Below are 15,195 nucleotides of genomic sequence, written 5' to 3'. Positions count from 1 at the left end.
CATGAAACGTATTTTGTTTTTCACTACTTTCCTGATTGCGGTTGCCGCGCACGCCGCGTTCCCGGTTCCTGATGCCCGGCTCGATGGTCAGGGGCAGGTGCCGAGCGGCAGCACACTCGCTGTCAAATCCGGCGCGACGCTGACCGTGGAGCCCGGCGCGACGGTCAACGGCCTCGCCACCACCGAGCAAGGCGCGAAGGCTGACACCGCCGTGCAGGGCTGGGCGAATTTGCCGGGCGTGACGATGGTTCCGGCAAGCACGTCCCTGCCGCTCGGGATCAGACTCACGTCCAGCACATCCAGCAACGCGGGGTTTTTGCGCGCGCCGTCATCGCTACCCTCCGATAATGGACAGTGGACCCTCCCGAACAAGTTCGGTCCGCTCGCGAGCATAATCGACGTCCCCGCCGCCGCCGCGTATGCCAAGATCACGATCCAGCTTGGCGAAAGTTGGACCGACGCCGAACTCAAACTCGCCATCGACAACTACGCATCCGGCACGCTGGTGATCTACATCCACACGCCGGACCTCGCAGGCAGTTCCGTCACCGGGCAGATCATCCCGACCGGCACGAAAATTTATTACACTTGCACCGGCGCGCTTGCGGGCGGGGACACGCGCAAGATTCGCAACCTGCCTCTCACCGATAGCGGCGGCATCGGCAACCAGATCGATGCCAGCGGGCGCGTGGGCAGCATTACGTTTTACATCCCGGTCACAGCCACGATCAAGCCCACGGCTACAAACCTGTCGTGGACCTATAACCTCATGACCTACTCCGCGCACGAACAGGACAGCGCGGGGCACACGCTTTGGCGCGAGCCTGTCGTCACATGGGTGACGGCCATTCCCTCCTACTGATTCGTAACCACTTTCCCGATACGTCGGGCCAAACACCAAACATCAAAACACCATGAAGAAATACATCCTCCTCATCGCGGCTCTCGCCTTTGGCGTGGGCCTTTTCGCCGCCGCTCCGGCTGAACAAAGCCCGACTGCGCAGGCGGTCGCACTCAATCAGACCGTCGCTGCCATTACCAAGGATTGGGATGGCAAGCTAGCCTTGGCGAAAATCGCAAAGGACACAGCAGCCGTCAAAGCACTGAGTCTTCAACGCAAAGCTTCCCTCGCTGAACACAATGCCGCGACCGCAGACGTCGTTGCCGCACTCATCAATGACCACATTGACGAAATCAGCGCCAACAATGCCGGTGCCGCCGCCACTCTGATTAAGCGACACTTGCTCAATAAAAACACCGTGGACGGCGAGCTTGCCAAGGTGTTCGCACAAGACGCCGACGATAAGGCGCTCGCCGCCCGTCTGCTCACTCTCAGCAAAGGGAGCCAAGCCTATTTCTACTATGGGAAATACGCCAGCGAAGCTGAAATCCGAGACCTGCCCGGCACTGGCAGCAGCGCCATCGTTTCCGCCGTTGCCACTCGCATTCGAGACCTCGGCTTAGGCAACGACGTGCTCATTGGACTCTATGAGAAATCCGCCCGCCAAGGGCTCGTCACGAAGGGTTACAACGCATGGTTTGATAAGAAGATCAACGCCCTGTATTTCACGAATCGCACCAGCGCGCTCAAACTCGCCGAGGATGAGCACTCCGGCATCATCACGGCTTACGCGGACAAGCCGACGCCGCAGAGCGTAACAGATCGGGGCGAAGCCCTTCGCAAAATTGCCGCTTACTGGCGCGAGCAAATCAACGGCGGGAGCAAGTAAGGACGCCTCACAAACAACGATTACGGGCGGGAGGATTCTCCCGCCCGCAACGACAAACCCAATACACTCACGCATCATGAACGAGAAACTTACATCTTTCCTCTGGGGACTGTGCTTCGGGGCCGTCGTGATCACCGGCGTCAACGTCGCCCGCGTTATCGCTGACGAGACTGGCGAACCGGAGGATTTTCTGCAAATGGAAATCGGGGAGGCGGAAAAAGAATGGACGCCTCCGGCTGACTACGTGCTGCCGCCCGCAATCGGCCCGGCAATCGCTCCGGCATTGCAAGACTTGCCAATCCCTCCCGGCCTCACGTCGTTGCAATTCGACACCCTGCGCATTGCGTTAACCAACGCACTGCGTCGCGAGCAGGCGATTACGTCGTTCGGGCTTGTCGTTCTGACTCCGCCCGTGCTGGCCGATCCGCTCAAGTCGCTTGAATCATGGCTGCGCATCGCGCGTGCTGCCAACATCACTGCGTTACCCTCCTACGCGCACGGCACCCCCGCGTGGGTGCTCTGGCGTCAACTCTCCACCAGTCCTCTCACGACAGAGGCAGACTGGATCACCTTTTACCGCCGCCTAGCGGCATAACGTAACGGAAAACCAAATACATCACAACATCATGAGCCCTGAACTCATTGCCAAACTTGCCACCTATGCTGGCTACTACGGAGCGGCCTGCGTCGCGTTCAACGCGCTTGCCACCGCCATCTCTGCGTTCGTGAAACAGTCGCCCTCCACCTCGGATGATGCGGCTATCGACCGCGTGTATTCATCGAAAGCCTACAAGGCCGTCGCGTGGATTTTCTCTTGGGGCGATTACGTCGCCGAACTGATCGCCAAGTATAAGGCCAAGTAATCACCTCACGCGGGGCGCAAAGACACGGGGGGGTCATTCCCCTTCGCGCTCCCCGCGCCCTGCGTGAGTCCAAACTTCATCCTAACAAATCCAAAATCATGAGCGCCGAAACCGAACTGAAACAACTTGAACAATTCCCGCGCAAGGAACTCGAAAACTACTGCGCCTCCCTGCGCGAAAACGCTCTGCGCCTCGGCGAACTGGTGAACAAGCTCCAAACCGAGAACGGCAAGCTGCGTGCCTTCGTGCGCGATGTGTCCAGAGTTACCACCGGGCACGATTCCGATCCGGTGCTGAGGCGTCATGTCCTTCGCGCAGAAGACCTGCTGACCGAACTGGCACACTCCTGACCCATGCTCAAAGTCCTCGCCGCCATCGTCGCACTGCTGCAAGCCATCCCGGCCCTCTCAAGGCTGGTCGATCAGCTTTGCGACGCATGGAAATCCGCGCAGGCCGCAAAGCGCAGGGACGCCAAGAAAGACGCCAACCATGAAGCTGTTTACGGCGACAAGCCTCCTCCTCCTCCTTCTGGCAATTAGCCTCTCCGGCTGCGTGTCCGTCGTGGAGCGCGACAACGGAGCCCGCCTCCGCGCCCGCGACGACTGGACTGCCGCCCGTGACGCCGCTCCTGCGTGGTGTCTCGATGCCTTGAATACAATCGCCGACCTCGAATACGAACTCGAACGCCAATGAGCCAGACCGAAACCATCCTACTCCTCGTTAACGGCATCATCCTGCCCCTGTCATGCTGGACCGTTTACAATGTCCATCGGCTCGTGCGGGACATGGCGGTCGAATCAACCTATGGCAAGCAACACGCCATCGAGTTGGAGGAGATTCGCACCCGACTAACCGCCGTCGAGGCCGAGGTCATTGCGATCAAGCTGCACATGGCCGCGCACCCTCCAAAGAAACTCTGATTCTCAGCAAGCAAACGGCAAGCGGGAACCGACCGCGACTGACAGACCAGTCTCCGCTAGGGTCCACCACTTTTCCAATAACACCCACACTTTCAACGGTGTGGGTGTTTTATTTTCCGCAAAATCTCCGAACTACGGTTAACATGCTACTGGCCATAGTAGGCGCCGGGGCCGTGTTTGCGTTTGAAGTGTTTGTTGAGGAGTTCGGGTTCAAGGGTCGACGCGTGCGGATCGAGTTGCAGGCTCATCAACGCCATGTGCGCGATGCATTCAAGCGCCACGGCCACTTCAATGGCCTTGGCAACCGTCGGTCCCCACGTAAAGGGAGCGTGGCGGTTCACCAGAACCGCCGGGTAATCGAGCGGCGAAAGTGCGTCCACCCCGGCGAAACGCTCCACGATGACGTTGCCGGTTTCCCATTCGTAAGCTCCACCGGAAATTTCGGCTTCGGTCAGTTTGCGCGTCACCGGGATATTGCCCCAAAAGTAGTCGGCATGGGTGGTGCCCAAAATCGGAATCTCGCGTCCCGCTTGTGCAAATGCCGTGGCGTGCGACGAATGCGTGTGCACGACTCCGCCGATTTCGGGAAAGGCGAGGAAGAGTCGGCGATGCGTCGGCGTATCGGACGAGGGACGAAGTTTGTGGGTCGCCGGTTCGACAAGGTTGCCGTCGAGGATATCAACGAGAACCATGTCGTCGGGTTTGAGCGTCACGTAATCCACACCGCTGGGTTTTATGGCAAACACGCCGCGCGCGCGGTCGATGGCGCTGGCATTTCCAAAGGTGAGATTGATGAGTCCGTGGCGCGGCAGAGCGAGATTGGCTTCGTAAGCTTCGCGTTTGAGTTCAGTAAACATGGCAGCGGGGGGGGGGGGGGACGTAGGGGCTTCGCTTGCGAAGCCCGCGAATTGGCAAATGGGCTTCGTTCGACAAACGCGGGCTTCGCAAGCGAAGCCCCTACAAGTTTCGACAGGTTTCTTTTAAAATGCCCTAGTTTCGCAGGCCTTGGGCGAGGGTGTAGTAGAGATCGTTCTGGCGTAGTTGATTTTTGAATTCACGCAGGCGCGTGTCGCGGTCGATGACCACGAGTTCGATGCCTGCGAGGTCGGCGAGGTCTTCGAGGTGTTCGGTTTTCACCGAGTAACTGAAGCCGGTGTGATGCGCGCCGCCGGCGTGTATCCAGGCGGCACAGGCGGTCTTGAAATCGGGGAGGCATTTCCAAACGGCGCGGGCAACGGGAAGTTTGGGCAGGGGTTTGGGCGGTTTGATCGCAGTGACTTCGTTGACGATGAGGCGGAAGTGGTTGCCGAGGTCGATGAGCGAGGCGTTGAGCGCGTCACCCGCAGCGGCGTTGAACACGAGGCGCACAGGATCGTCCTTGCCGCCGATGCCGAGGGGATGAACTTCGAGCGCGGGTTTCGCTCCGCGCGCGGCAATGCTCGGGCAGATTTCGAGCATGTGGGAGCCGAGGACGAGCGGGTTCTTTGGGTCGAGGTGATAGGTGTAATCTTCCATGAAGGACGTGCCGCCGGGGAGTCCGTGGCCGATGACTTTCATGGCGCGAACGAGCGCGGCGGTCTTCCAATCGCCTTCGCCTGCGAAACCGTAGCCGTCGGCCATGAGGCGTTGCACGGCGAGGCCGGGGAGTTGTTTGAGTCCGTGGAGAACTTCGAAGTTGGTTGTGAATCCCTTGGCGCCGGTTTCGTCGAGGAAGGAGCGTAGTCCGAGTTCGATGCGGGCACCGTCGCGCAGCGAGGAGTGGCGTGCGCCGCGTTTATTCAGGGTGGGAGCGAGTGCGTAGTCGTCGGCGTAACGGGCGACGAGCGCGGTGATCGCTTTTTCGGATACAGCATCAACGTGCGCAACGAGGTCGCCGATGCCGTGATTGTTGACGGCAAAACCGAAGCGTATTTCGGCAGCAACTTTGTCGCCTTCGGTGACGGCGACTTGGCGCATGTTGTCGTCGAAACGGATGAAGCGTGCGCCCTGCCAGTCGTGCCAGGCGCGGGCGCTGCGCGTCCACGCGTCGATGCGGTCCTGCACTTCGGGGTCGCTCCAGTGTCCGACGACAACTTTGCGGCCAAGGCGGAGGCGCGTGTGAATGAACCCGGCTTCGCGGTCGCCGTGCGCGGCTTGGTTGAGGTTCATGAAGTCCATGTCAATCGTGGCCCAGGGCAGGTCGCGGTTGAATTGGGTGTGCAGGTGGAGAATGGGTTTTGTTGACGAAAGCGCGGTGAGTCCGCGTATCCACATTTTGGATGGCGAGAAGGTGTGCATCCAGAGGATGAGGCCGGCGCAGTTTTCGGCTGCACTGGCTTCGAGCATGAGTCGGGTGATTTCGTCGGGCGTGGTGAGGAGCGCTTTGTAAATGATGCGCGCGCCGTTGATGCGCGGGGAGGAGCCAAGCGCTCCGGCAACTTCGGCGGCGTTGGCGGCAACTTGTTTGAGCGGGCCGGGTCCGTAGAGGTGCTGCGATCCGCAGATGAACCAGATTTCAGGCGTGGCGAGGTGTTTCATGGGAGAGAAGTAGCGGGTAGTGAGTAGCGTTCGGAGCGGGCGGGACGCCCGCGCCACTCTTTGATGGCGAGGAGGTCTTTCATGATGGTTGAGAGGTCGGCGGATTTGTTGAGTCCGCCAAAGGCGTCGTGGAGTTTCCGATACAGTGAATAGAGTTTGTCGTAGGTGTGGCGGGTGGTGGCGCGCGGGCGGTAAACGGTTTTTTTGAGGCGCGTCATTTTGCGTTGCGCGGTGGCGAAGTCCTTGTGCGCCCCGGCGAGGACGGCGGCACTGACGGCACCGCCAAGGGCGCAGGCTTGCGCGGAACCGGCGATGTGCATCGGCAGGCCGAGAACGTCGGCATAAATTTGCATGAGCATCGGGTCTTTTTCGGCGATGCCTCCGGCGCAGATGCAACGGGTGGTGGGCACGCCGTGTTCGCGGATGCGTTCGATGATGGCGCGTGCGCCAAAGGCGGTCGCTTCGATGAGCGCGCGGTAAATCTCGGCGCGAGTGGTGTGAAGCGTCTGGCCGAGGAGTAGTCCGGTGAGGCGTTGGTCAACGAGGATGGTGCGGTTGCCGTTGTTCCAATCGAGGGCGAGGAGTCCGCTCTGGCCGGGGCCTTGAGCGGCGACTTCGGCGGCGAGGGCGCGGTGGAGTTTGGAATCGCCCTGACAGACGGTTTCGACCCACCACTTAAAGATGTCACCGACGGCGGACTGACCTGCCTCGATGCCGTAATAGCCGGGGAGAATGGCGCCGTTGACGATGCCGCAAATGCCGGGAATGTCGGCGACTTTTTTTGTAGTGGAAATTACAGCACAGTCGCAGGTGGAGGTGCCGATGACTTTGACTAGCGCGCCCTCGGCGATGCCGCTGCCAATGGCGCCGTAGTGGACGTCCATTTCGCCGATGGCGATGGGAATGCCTGCGGGAAGTCCGAGTTTTTTTGCCCATTCGGGGCAAAGCGCTCCGGCTGCGGTGGTGGCGCCGTGCGCGGTGGTGTAGAGGCGGTCGCGCAGGTCGGCGAGGCGCGGGTCGAGGAGGCGCAGAAATTCCTTGTCGGGGAGGCCGCCCCAGTCGACGGCGTAAAGGGCTTTGTGTCCGGCGCAGCAGATGCCGCGTTTGATAGCGGCAGGGTCGCGCACGCCAGCGAGGACGGAGGGTATCCAGTCGGTGAGTTCGACCCAGGAATGGGCAGCGGAAAAGATTTTGGGGGCGGTGTTGAGGCAATGCCAGATTTTGGCCCAAAACCATTCGGAGGAGTAAGTGTTGCCGCATTTGGCGATATAGTGCGGTCGGTGTTCAGCGGCGGTGGTCGTGATGAGGGCGGCTTCGCGGTGGGCGGTGTGGTCTTTCCAGAGCCAGCATTGGGCGGCCAGGTTGTCGCGGTGTTTTGGATACATTCCGAGGGCAACGTTTTTGTTGTCAACGGGGAGCGGGCTGGAGCCGGTGGCGTCCACGCCGATGCCGATGATTTTGCGGGCGTCGAAGCCGGTGCTTCGTGAGAACGCAGCGGCGGCGGCGAGTGCGCTGCGAACGGTTTTTTGGAGGCCAAGGAGGTAGTCGCCGGGATGTTGGCGGGCGAGGTTGTGGTTACGCGGGTCGAGGAGCACGCCTTGGGTGCCAGAAGGATAATTGAAGACGCTGGAGCCGAGTTCTGCTCCGTCGGAGCAACGCACAACAATCGCGCGGACTGAGTTGGTGCCGTAATCAATGCCGATGGTGAACATGATGTTATTTGGGTTACACGGAGCACACAGAGAAGGCACAGAGTTGGAGGAGGACCGTCCGGCTGGATGAAGGGTTCATCGCAAGGTGTGGTTTTATAGTTTTTATTTGGATACAAAATCAGGCGGGCGAGGCGTGGAGGTCGTTATGACCTCGCTGTCCTCTGTTCCTTCTCTGTGTCCTCTGTGTGACCTGTCTTGGAGGATGGGGCGGCGGGGTAAATGATGGCGTTTCTTGACCGTCAAGTAATCGGTCGCCAATCTGCTCCGAAATGGTTGCGAAACGTGTAACAATGGCTGCGGTGGCGACGGCGGCGGGTGTTTCAAAAAACGCCGTGTCGCTGGCGTTGCGCGGTGATCCACAGATCCCGGCGGCGACGCGCAGGCGTATCGAAAATGTGGCGACGCAGCTTGGTTACGCGCGCAATCCGGTGCTGGCGGAGTTGATGAGCGAGTTGCGCAAGGAGCGCGCTCCGGCGTTTCGGCGGACGCTCGCGCTCATCAATGCCAACGAGGATGCGCGGGCGTTTGAGCGTCATCCGACCATTCCGGTTTATGTTGCGGGGTGTCGTGAGCGGTCGTCTTTTCTTGGATACAAGTTCGATGAGTTCTGGTTGCACGATCCGGAGTTGAATGGGGAGCGCTTGCATCGCATTTTTCAGGCGCGGGGGATTCGTGGCGCAGTCGTCACGGGGTTGATGCACGGGAATGTGTTGCCTGAGCGTTTCGCAGGTTTGTGGGCGCGGTATCCGTGCGTGGTGACGGGTGTGCGGACTCGCGGGCCAACGTTGTCGTTTTGTTGCGTGGATCACCACGCGTTGGTGGTGGAGGCGATGGAGCAGGTGTTGCGTCTCGGCTACCGACGTCCGGCGCTGGTCGTGGATGGTCATATCGACCGGATGGTGGAGCGGCGTTTCAGCGCGGGGATGTGGGTGGGGCAACAGGCGTTGCCAGCGGCGCGTCGGGTGGAGGGTTTTTATGAGGTGCAGGCGACGCGGTCGGAGCGGAGTTTGTTTGTGAACTGGTTTCGCCGGGCGCGTCCCGACGCGATTCTCACGCTCAATCGGCGTGTGCGCGAGTGGCTCACGGATCTCGGTGTAAGTGCGCCGGGCGACATCGGTCTCGTGCAGTTGGAGCGGCGGCGCGGCACGTTGGATTGGGCGGGCATGGATCAGCACAACGATCTCACCGGCGCGGCGGCAGTAGATATGCTCGTGGGCATGATGCATGGGCGCGAGTCGGGCGTGCCGGCATTCCCGCGAGCAACGTTGATCAGCGCGTCATGGCGCGAGGGGGAGACGGCGCGGGCGGACGCACGCTAATTTCAACATCAAGTAAATGCAGTTCCTGTAACCTCAGCGTGAAGAGTTCACCCAATCAAAGCCCGGTGGTATCGATCGGCGGACGAATCAATTTGGTTTCCAACTCTGTTTGGCTCTCCTTGGCAGCCTCCGCTTCCAATGCGTAGTCAACATACTGAATAATAGTATCCGAAAAGATGATCTGTCTGTCGCCCTGATTTATCAATGGGGCACGTCTCCTCCACATGCGTATTTTCTCAGCGTATCGAGCGTCGATTCCTTGCAAAGTAGGTTCTGGAGCATCCGGGTTACTCCAATATTTTTGTATCAGAATTTCCCTTAACTCGCTTAGGTTTTTCTCAGCGATGCTTTCTTTTGCAGCCCGTTCCTCTGCTTCCGTCCGCGCTCCACCATTCCATTGTCCGGCTTGTTCAACCATAGTCGCATAAATCCTGAAAATGCGTTTGGTCGTCGGGGTGACGATCACGCAATAACCCCCAAATAAAGAATTGGGATAAGGAGGCACCACATAATACGATAATCCTCCTGTATCCATTTTCTTACCTGAACGTGCCAGTGTTGCGGTATTCCCATCGCGTCCTTTAACCTGCAAAATTGCTATTTCCTTCACCATTTTTTCATCGAACACATCTCCAAGCTTTAGTCCAAATGCTCCCTCAATATTGGTTTTGGCTTGAGCGACCGGCACGGCGGCTGGGTTTTCCGCGCTGGAAACGGATGTAGAAACCGGATCAGTTGCCGGTATGTTGAGTGGGGCCAAACACAGGAGGATGAATACGAGGGGTTTTCTCATTGTATGGGAGGTTTATCAGGATGCTGCCCAAACATCATCGGAGCACAAATCATTATTTTCACCGATGTCCGACTTCTCGACTCCACGTGCATGCCCGTTTTTCTATCATCTCTGCACCCCATTACCACACGCTCAAGAAGGTCTCATGAAACATGATATCTCACGCATCACGACCGTCGCCTTCGAACTGTAGACGCCGGGATTCATCTGCGTGGTGGAGCCAGGCGTGGAGTTCGGCGGCGAGTTTGGGACCAAAACCGGAGACCTCGCGGATCTGTGCTTCGGTGGCGGCGCGGAGGCGGTCGATGTCGCCAAAGTGCGCAAGGAGCGCGGCGCGGCGCACTTCGCCCAAGCCGTCAAAATCGTCGAGCACGCTCTCGCGGATTTTGCGGGAACGCAGGTCGGCGTTGTAGGTGTTGGCAAAACGATGCGCTTCGTCGCGCAAGCGTTGCAGGAGGCTGAGTGCGGGATGCGTAAGGGGGAGATTGAGCGGGGCGCGTTCGTCGGGGAAAATGATCGTCTCGTGTTTTTTGGCCAATCCGATGAGGGGGGGGGGGGGGCATCGATGATGGCAAAGGCCTTGAGCGCGGCGGCGATCTGGCCGCGTCCGCCATCGATCACGATGAGGTCGGGAAATGGTTTTCCTTCTTCGCGCAGGCGGCGGTAACGGCGTCCCACGACTTCCTCCATGGCGCGAAAGTCGTCATTGCCGATGAAACTTTTGATCTGGAATCGACGGTAATTGTTTTTGTCGGGTCGTCCGTCGGCAAAGTGTACCATGGAAGCCACTACAAAGGTGCCGCTGATGTGCGAGATGTCGAAGCACTCCAAGGTGCGCGGTGGGGCGGGCAGGCCGAGCGCTTCGCCGAGGGCGCGCATGGCGGCGGTGTCGGTGGCAATGACGGGGTGGTTGCGTTCGAATTTGCGCGTTTTCTGCAAGGTGCCTTCGAGCGCGAAAACGATGTCGCGCAGCTCCGCGGCTTTTTCGAATTCATGTTTCGCGGCGGCTGCGCTCATCTGCTCGCGCAACTGGGCGAGCCATTCGCGGGATTTGCCGTCGAGGAATTCGCAGGCCGCCTCGACGCGCGCGCGGTAGTCGGCCTCGGTGATTTCGTTGCCTCCCGCCGCTCCCGCTCCTCCCGCCATTCCCGCACCGCCCGCGGTTCCCACTTCGCCTGCTGTTCTTTCCACCGCTCCCGCCTCGCCCCCCCCCCCCCCCCCGACCTTGCTGTAGAGGTCCTGACGCACGTCGTCGTAGAGCTGCCAACGTCCGTCGTCGAGACGGCGCGGCGTGGCGTCGCCCAGAAGGATGCCGAATTGGCGGCGCATTTGCGCGAGAGTTTTGCGCAACAAGCCGCTGTGCGCGAAGGGACCAAAGTAACGCGAGCGAGTGTCTTTTCGGATACGCGTGAGGCGAAACTTGGGCAAGGGTTCCATGGGATCGACGCGCACAAGCAGGAAGCGTTTGTCGTCCGTGAAGTCCGTGTTGTATTTGGGACGCCATTCCTTGATGAGCCGGCCTTCGAGCAACAGCGCTTCGGGCTCGGACTTGACCTCAATCGTGTCGAAATCCGCGATCAACTGGATCAACGCGCGGATCTTTGGGTGCAGTTCGCGGGCCGCGCGCGAGGGCATGAAGTAGGATGATACGCGCTTCTTCAAACTCTTGGCCTTGCCTACGTAGATGATGCGTCCGAGGCGGTCGCGCATCAGATAGACTCCCGGCTTGTCGGGCAGGTGGCGGACCTTCTCTTTGAGGTTTACTGGCTCGGTGGCTGGCATTTTTGACCAGCTTAACCACATTTAGGCAGCAGCAAGCTCTGAGCAACGTCGCAAGAGCCCCCGATGGCCGCGCTTGACGCCAGCGGGATGTTTTTGCGAATTCGTTGCCCTTTTCCGCCTGCCTTAACGCATGAATCCTCCTCCGGGCCAGTCCACCACAGCCGCCACCGATGCCACCAGCGCCTCCCGCTTCGTCGCGTCGCCGCGCTACGAACTGCTCACCCTGGGGGACGAACTTCTGCTCGGACTCACTGCCAACGGCCACCTGACCTTCATCGGAACTCAACTCGGACGCCGGGGCGTGCTCCTGCAACGCAACGTCACGATCACCGACGAGGCCGCCACCATCGCCGCGCAATTTCGCGAAAGCTGGGCGCGCGCCGACGTGGTCATCACAACCGGCGGACTCGGCCCCACGTGCGATGACCGCACGCGCGAGGCCATCGCCGAGGTGTTGGGCCAAAAACTCGTGTTCGAGCCCGCCATCGTGGAGGCGATCGAGGCCCGGTTTGCGCGCCTTGGTCGCAAGATGACCGAAAACAACTTGAAGCAGGCGTGGCGTTTCGCCGACGGCGAAGTCCTGCCCAATCCCAACGGCACCGCCCCCGGCCTCTGGTTCGAACTCCTCCCCTCCCCCCCCCCCCCCCCCGCTGCTGCTGTTGCTACCGCCGCCGCGAACGACAATCGCCACCGCGTGCTCATCATGCTGCCCGGTCCGCCCAACGAATTGCAGCCAATGTTCATCGAACAAGTCCTGCCGCGCCTCGCCGCACGCGGACTCGTGGCGCAACGCGAAGCCTACGTGCAAGTGCGCACCGCGGGCATCGGTGAATCCGCGTTGGAGATGCGCCTGCAACCCATTCTCGACCGCCACGGCGTCGCCAGTGGAGCCCTGAGCGTGGCTTACTGCGCGCATTTCGGGCAGGTGGATTTTCGCCTCAGCTCACCCTCGGGCGCATTCAATCTCGACCAACTCGACGCCATCGCGCAGGAATGCGCCACGCTGCTCGGCGAAGACTTTTTGTGCTTCGGACACGAGACGCCCGCCAAGGTCGTTGCCGACCTCTTGCGCGAACAGGAACAGTTGCTGGCCGTGGCCGAGACGGTGACAGGCGGACACTTGTCGGCGTCGTTCATGGACATGTGCGGCAAGGCAAAATTTTTCGCGGGCGGCTGCCTGTGCTGTTCCCATGAATCCAAAATGCAACTACTCGACGTGCCCGAGGAACTCCTCATGCAACACGGTGCCGCGAGCGACGAAGGGGCCGTGGCAATGGCCGTGGGCGCGACCGAGCGACTCGGCGCTGACTACGGCATTGCGATCACGGGCTTTGGCGGCCCGTGCAATCCTGCGACGGACGAAACCGCAGGCACTGTTTACATCGGTCTCTGCACTCCCAACGGCATATGGTCGAAAAAACAGCACTACCCGGGCGGCACCGATGTCGTGCGCGAACGCGCCGTGATGGCGGCCATCGACTGGCTGCGCCGCGAACTCCTCCGCGCCCGCCGCGGCGCCAGCACGTTTCGCATGCCGAGAACCGATGGTGTGGTTGAATAACGGATACGATGATACGCCCGCCAGACACGGACTTGCCCGTCGCACTCCCCTCCCCCCCCTCTCTCACCGGGCCCGCAGTGTTTTCCCCTCCATCCAGCGCCCCTCGACGAGCACCGTCTGCGGTGTCTCCGGGACACCACGCTCGCCACGATGGATCAACGACACCAGCAAATCCGCTGCTGCCGCCCCGCTATTGAAGGGCACTTCCCATACACCGGACACTGCGCCCCCGTCGCTCGCCAGATTCGGACACGCCACACTTACATCCTCCGGCACCCGCCACCCCAACCGCCGCAGATGCCCGGGCAAATAATCGCCACTGATAATCCCGTCCGGCTTGTAACGCTTCATCCATTCCCGAAACGGACCAGGCTTGTGATCCTTGTCCATCAACGCCGCCGGCACCTGCCCCCCCAGCCCGGCCATCTCCTGGCTCGCCATCCAGGCCCCCAGATACTGGAGCTGCGTGCGCTCCACATGCTCCCGGCTTAACAAAAAACCGATGCGCTTGTGTCCCGTTTCGCGCAACCGCCGCAGACACTCGACCGCCGCGTGAAACTGCGCCGCCGCCACCACATGCAGGCGCGGCTCCGCCAGCGTGTAACCGAGCGCCACCGCCGAAAAATCCTCCCAAGGGAAATCCGTCAGCACCGTGCCCGCCTCCGGTTGTGGTGCCACCGCCACGCCCATGACATTGCGCGCCCGCAGCACTGCCGCCACCCGCCCCAACTGTCCCCCCGACTTTGCCAGATCAAACACCTCCAACTGGAACCCATGCCGCTGTGCCGCCGACCGCGCACCCTCGAAAAACTCCGCGAACTGTCGTATCCGGTTCCAACTGTAACCTCCCTTGCTGCTCACCAACCAGGCCAGCGTCCCGTGAAACCCTGTCGGGCGACGCCGGTTCCGATATGCTGCCAGCGCCGCGAGCATTGGGTCCGGCTCGTAGCCCAGCTGTGCAGCAGTTGCACGAATGCGCTCCCGCATCTGCGTTGAGATGCGCGGATGGTTTTTGAACGCCATCGACACCGCCGAACGGCTCACCCCGACAGCCTCCGCCACATCCTGCTGTGTCACGCGCCTGTCCGGTTTCGAAGAGGTGGAAAATGAGACGTTCTCATTCATGCTTTACTGTGTGAGCAGCGAGAAGATTGTCAGTCGAGCATAAAGTCATTGGCTGTTCCCCAACGTCATCCAACTCCCCCGCTCCCCATGAACACTCAATTTTTCCGTTCCCGATTTGTGCGTCCGGTTGGTTTCACTCTCATCGAACTGCTCACTGTCATTGCGATCATTGGCATTTTGGCAGGCATTTTGGTGCCGACAGTCGGTCGTGTCCGCCAGGCTGCCAACGCCACAAAATGCCTCTCCAACTTGCGTCAGTTTGGCGTGGCCTCGCTCCTTTACGTTGGAGAACACAAGGGGCGTCTCAACTACCAGACCAGCCTGGGTGAAAACCCTTGGTGGCAGACCCGTTTCGCCCCTTATCTCTCCACCGCCAGCGTCCGCAACGCACAGACCGTCTGGGTCTGCCCGTCCGTGACAGAACGCAAACTCGACGAGGACAAAAACAAAAAGGACTACGGCATGTCATCGGCGGCTCTCGCCTCCAATCCGGAGGGCGAGGCCGGCACCGGAATAGGTCGTCTGCTCTCCGATTTCCAGACACCTGCCCGCAAGGTTTACATCACCGAAATGGATGTTTCCGAAAAGAACACCACCTACCTCGAACCCTCCAAGTTTTTCGTCTTCGTCAAAGGCGGTGACGGCAAAATCGCCCTCCGCCATAACGGCAAGGCCAACGTCCTCTTCATTGACGGCCATGTGAGCGCCCTCGCCGCGCCCCCCCTGCCCAATCTCAAGGACACCGCCATCGGCAACAAGTGGCTCCTGCACAATACCGCACCACCCGACTTCTAATTCGTCGTCCCCCCCCTCCCCTCCCCCCCCGCACACTGCATTACCTTCTTCTGTTTCACATATCCGGAATCCGAATCC

General features: G+C 60.4%; 16 protein-coding genes and 1 pseudogene. 11 read left to right on the top strand and 6 right to left on the bottom strand.

The annotated features are described in order from the left end of the window. Nucleotide 1 precedes the first annotated feature (1 nt). The 8 genes from OBACDRAFT_RS14235 to OBACDRAFT_RS14205 all read left to right on the top strand — a co-directional run bounded on the left by OBACDRAFT_RS14235 (nucleotide 2) and on the right by OBACDRAFT_RS14205 (nucleotide 3,513). A complete protein-coding gene (locus OBACDRAFT_RS14235; RefSeq protein ID WP_157837084.1) occupies nucleotides 2-862 on the top strand; it encodes a hypothetical protein in 861 nt (286 codons plus the stop codon). 52 nt (nucleotides 863-914) lie between these two features. Beyond that, complete coding sequence (locus tag OBACDRAFT_RS14230; RefSeq protein WP_043586658.1) at nucleotides 915-1,730, top strand: hypothetical protein; 816 nt, start codon at nucleotides 915-917, stop codon at nucleotides 1,728-1,730. Nucleotides 1,731-1,806: 76 nt separating this feature from the next. Further along, nucleotides 1,807-2,325 carry a hypothetical protein gene (locus OBACDRAFT_RS14225; protein ID WP_043586657.1) on the top strand — a complete coding sequence of 173 codons (519 nt, stop codon included), beginning with the start codon at nucleotides 1,807-1,809 and terminating at the stop codon, nucleotides 2,323-2,325. 31 nt (nucleotides 2,326-2,356) lie between these two features. Beyond that, nucleotides 2,357-2,593 carry a hypothetical protein gene (locus OBACDRAFT_RS14220; protein ID WP_043586656.1) on the top strand — a complete coding sequence of 79 codons (237 nt, stop codon included), beginning with the start codon at nucleotides 2,357-2,359 and terminating at the stop codon, nucleotides 2,591-2,593. 98 nt (nucleotides 2,594-2,691) lie between these two features. Continuing rightward, nucleotides 2,692-2,943, top strand: a complete 252-nt coding sequence (locus OBACDRAFT_RS14215) for a hypothetical protein (protein WP_043586654.1) — start codon at nucleotides 2,692-2,694, stop codon at nucleotides 2,941-2,943. Nucleotides 2,944-2,946: 3 nt separating this feature from the next. Then, nucleotides 2,947-3,132, top strand: a complete 186-nt coding sequence (locus OBACDRAFT_RS28295; protein ID WP_157837083.1) for a hypothetical protein — start codon at nucleotides 2,947-2,949, stop codon at nucleotides 3,130-3,132. Then, a complete protein-coding gene (locus tag OBACDRAFT_RS14210) occupies nucleotides 3,083-3,286 on the top strand; it encodes a hypothetical protein (RefSeq protein ID WP_043586653.1) in 204 nt (67 codons plus the stop codon). Before OBACDRAFT_RS28295 ends, OBACDRAFT_RS14210 begins: the two co-directional genes overlap by 50 nt. Next, nucleotides 3,283-3,513, top strand: a complete 231-nt coding sequence (locus OBACDRAFT_RS14205) for a hypothetical protein (protein ID WP_043586651.1) — start codon at nucleotides 3,283-3,285, stop codon at nucleotides 3,511-3,513. Before OBACDRAFT_RS14210 ends, OBACDRAFT_RS14205 begins: the two co-directional genes overlap by 4 nt. Nucleotides 3,514-3,659: 146 nt before the next feature. Here the strand turns inward: OBACDRAFT_RS14205 and araD are convergent, their stop codons facing one another. The 3 genes from araD to OBACDRAFT_RS14190 form a co-directional block, all read right to left on the bottom strand. Continuing rightward, a complete protein-coding gene (gene araD, locus OBACDRAFT_RS14200; protein ID WP_043586649.1) occupies nucleotides 3,660-4,370 on the bottom strand; it encodes an L-ribulose-5-phosphate 4-epimerase AraD in 711 nt (236 codons plus the stop codon). Nucleotides 4,371-4,503: 133 nt separating this feature from the next. Beyond that, nucleotides 4,504-6,030: an L-arabinose isomerase gene (gene araA, locus OBACDRAFT_RS14195; protein WP_043586648.1), complete on the bottom strand. Its 1,527-nt coding sequence runs from the start codon at nucleotides 6,028-6,030 to the stop codon at nucleotides 4,504-4,506. Further along, complete coding sequence (locus OBACDRAFT_RS14190) at nucleotides 6,027-7,742, bottom strand: ribulokinase (protein ID WP_052362031.1); 1,716 nt, start codon at nucleotides 7,740-7,742, stop codon at nucleotides 6,027-6,029. The genes araA and OBACDRAFT_RS14190 overlap by 4 nt, the downstream gene beginning before the upstream one ends. 269 nt (nucleotides 7,743-8,011) lie before the next feature. Here OBACDRAFT_RS14190 and OBACDRAFT_RS14185 point away from each other — a divergent pair, with 269 nt between their 5' ends. Further along, the gene (locus OBACDRAFT_RS14185) at nucleotides 8,012-9,061 is read left to right on the top strand and encodes a LacI family DNA-binding transcriptional regulator (RefSeq protein ID WP_232767156.1); all 1,050 of its coding nucleotides are present in this window, start codon (nucleotides 8,012-8,014) and stop codon (nucleotides 9,059-9,061) included. Between the two features lie 55 nt (nucleotides 9,062-9,116). On the opposite strand, the gene OBACDRAFT_RS28290 is transcribed toward OBACDRAFT_RS14185, so the two are convergent. Next, on the bottom strand, nucleotides 9,117-9,854 hold the full coding sequence (locus OBACDRAFT_RS28290; protein ID WP_157837082.1) for a hypothetical protein: 738 nt from the start codon (nucleotides 9,852-9,854) through the stop codon (nucleotides 9,117-9,119). A gap of 160 nt (nucleotides 9,855-10,014) precedes the next feature. Next, nucleotides 10,015-11,636: pseudogene (locus OBACDRAFT_RS29880) on the bottom strand (excinuclease ABC subunit UvrC). A 130-nt stretch (nucleotides 11,637-11,766) separates the two neighbouring features. Between OBACDRAFT_RS29880 and OBACDRAFT_RS14170 the strand changes: the two are divergent. Further along, entirely contained in the window at nucleotides 11,767-13,197 is a 1,431-nt protein-coding gene (locus tag OBACDRAFT_RS14170; RefSeq protein WP_043586644.1) for a nicotinamide-nucleotide amidohydrolase family protein, read from the top strand. A gap of 63 nt (nucleotides 13,198-13,260) precedes the next feature. Here OBACDRAFT_RS14170 and OBACDRAFT_RS14165 read toward each other — a convergent pair whose 3' ends face one another. After that, nucleotides 13,261-14,322, bottom strand: a complete 1,062-nt coding sequence (locus tag OBACDRAFT_RS14165; protein WP_043586643.1) for a LacI family DNA-binding transcriptional regulator — start codon at nucleotides 14,320-14,322, stop codon at nucleotides 13,261-13,263. An 87-nt stretch (nucleotides 14,323-14,409) separates the two neighbouring features. Between OBACDRAFT_RS14165 and OBACDRAFT_RS14160 the strand changes: the two genes are divergently transcribed. Beyond that, complete coding sequence (locus OBACDRAFT_RS14160) at nucleotides 14,410-15,117, top strand: prepilin-type N-terminal cleavage/methylation domain-containing protein (RefSeq protein WP_052362028.1); 708 nt, start codon at nucleotides 14,410-14,412, stop codon at nucleotides 15,115-15,117. The last annotated feature ends 78 nt before the right edge of the window (nucleotides 15,118-15,195 follow it).

This window comes from Geminisphaera colitermitum TAV2 (genome assembly GCF_000171235.2).
GTDB classification, from domain to species: domain Bacteria; phylum Verrucomicrobiota; class Verrucomicrobiia; order Opitutales; family Opitutaceae; genus Geminisphaera; species Geminisphaera colitermitum.
The sequence above is the reverse complement of the archived record's forward strand: the minus strand, read 5'-3'. Positions and strand labels throughout refer to the sequence as shown.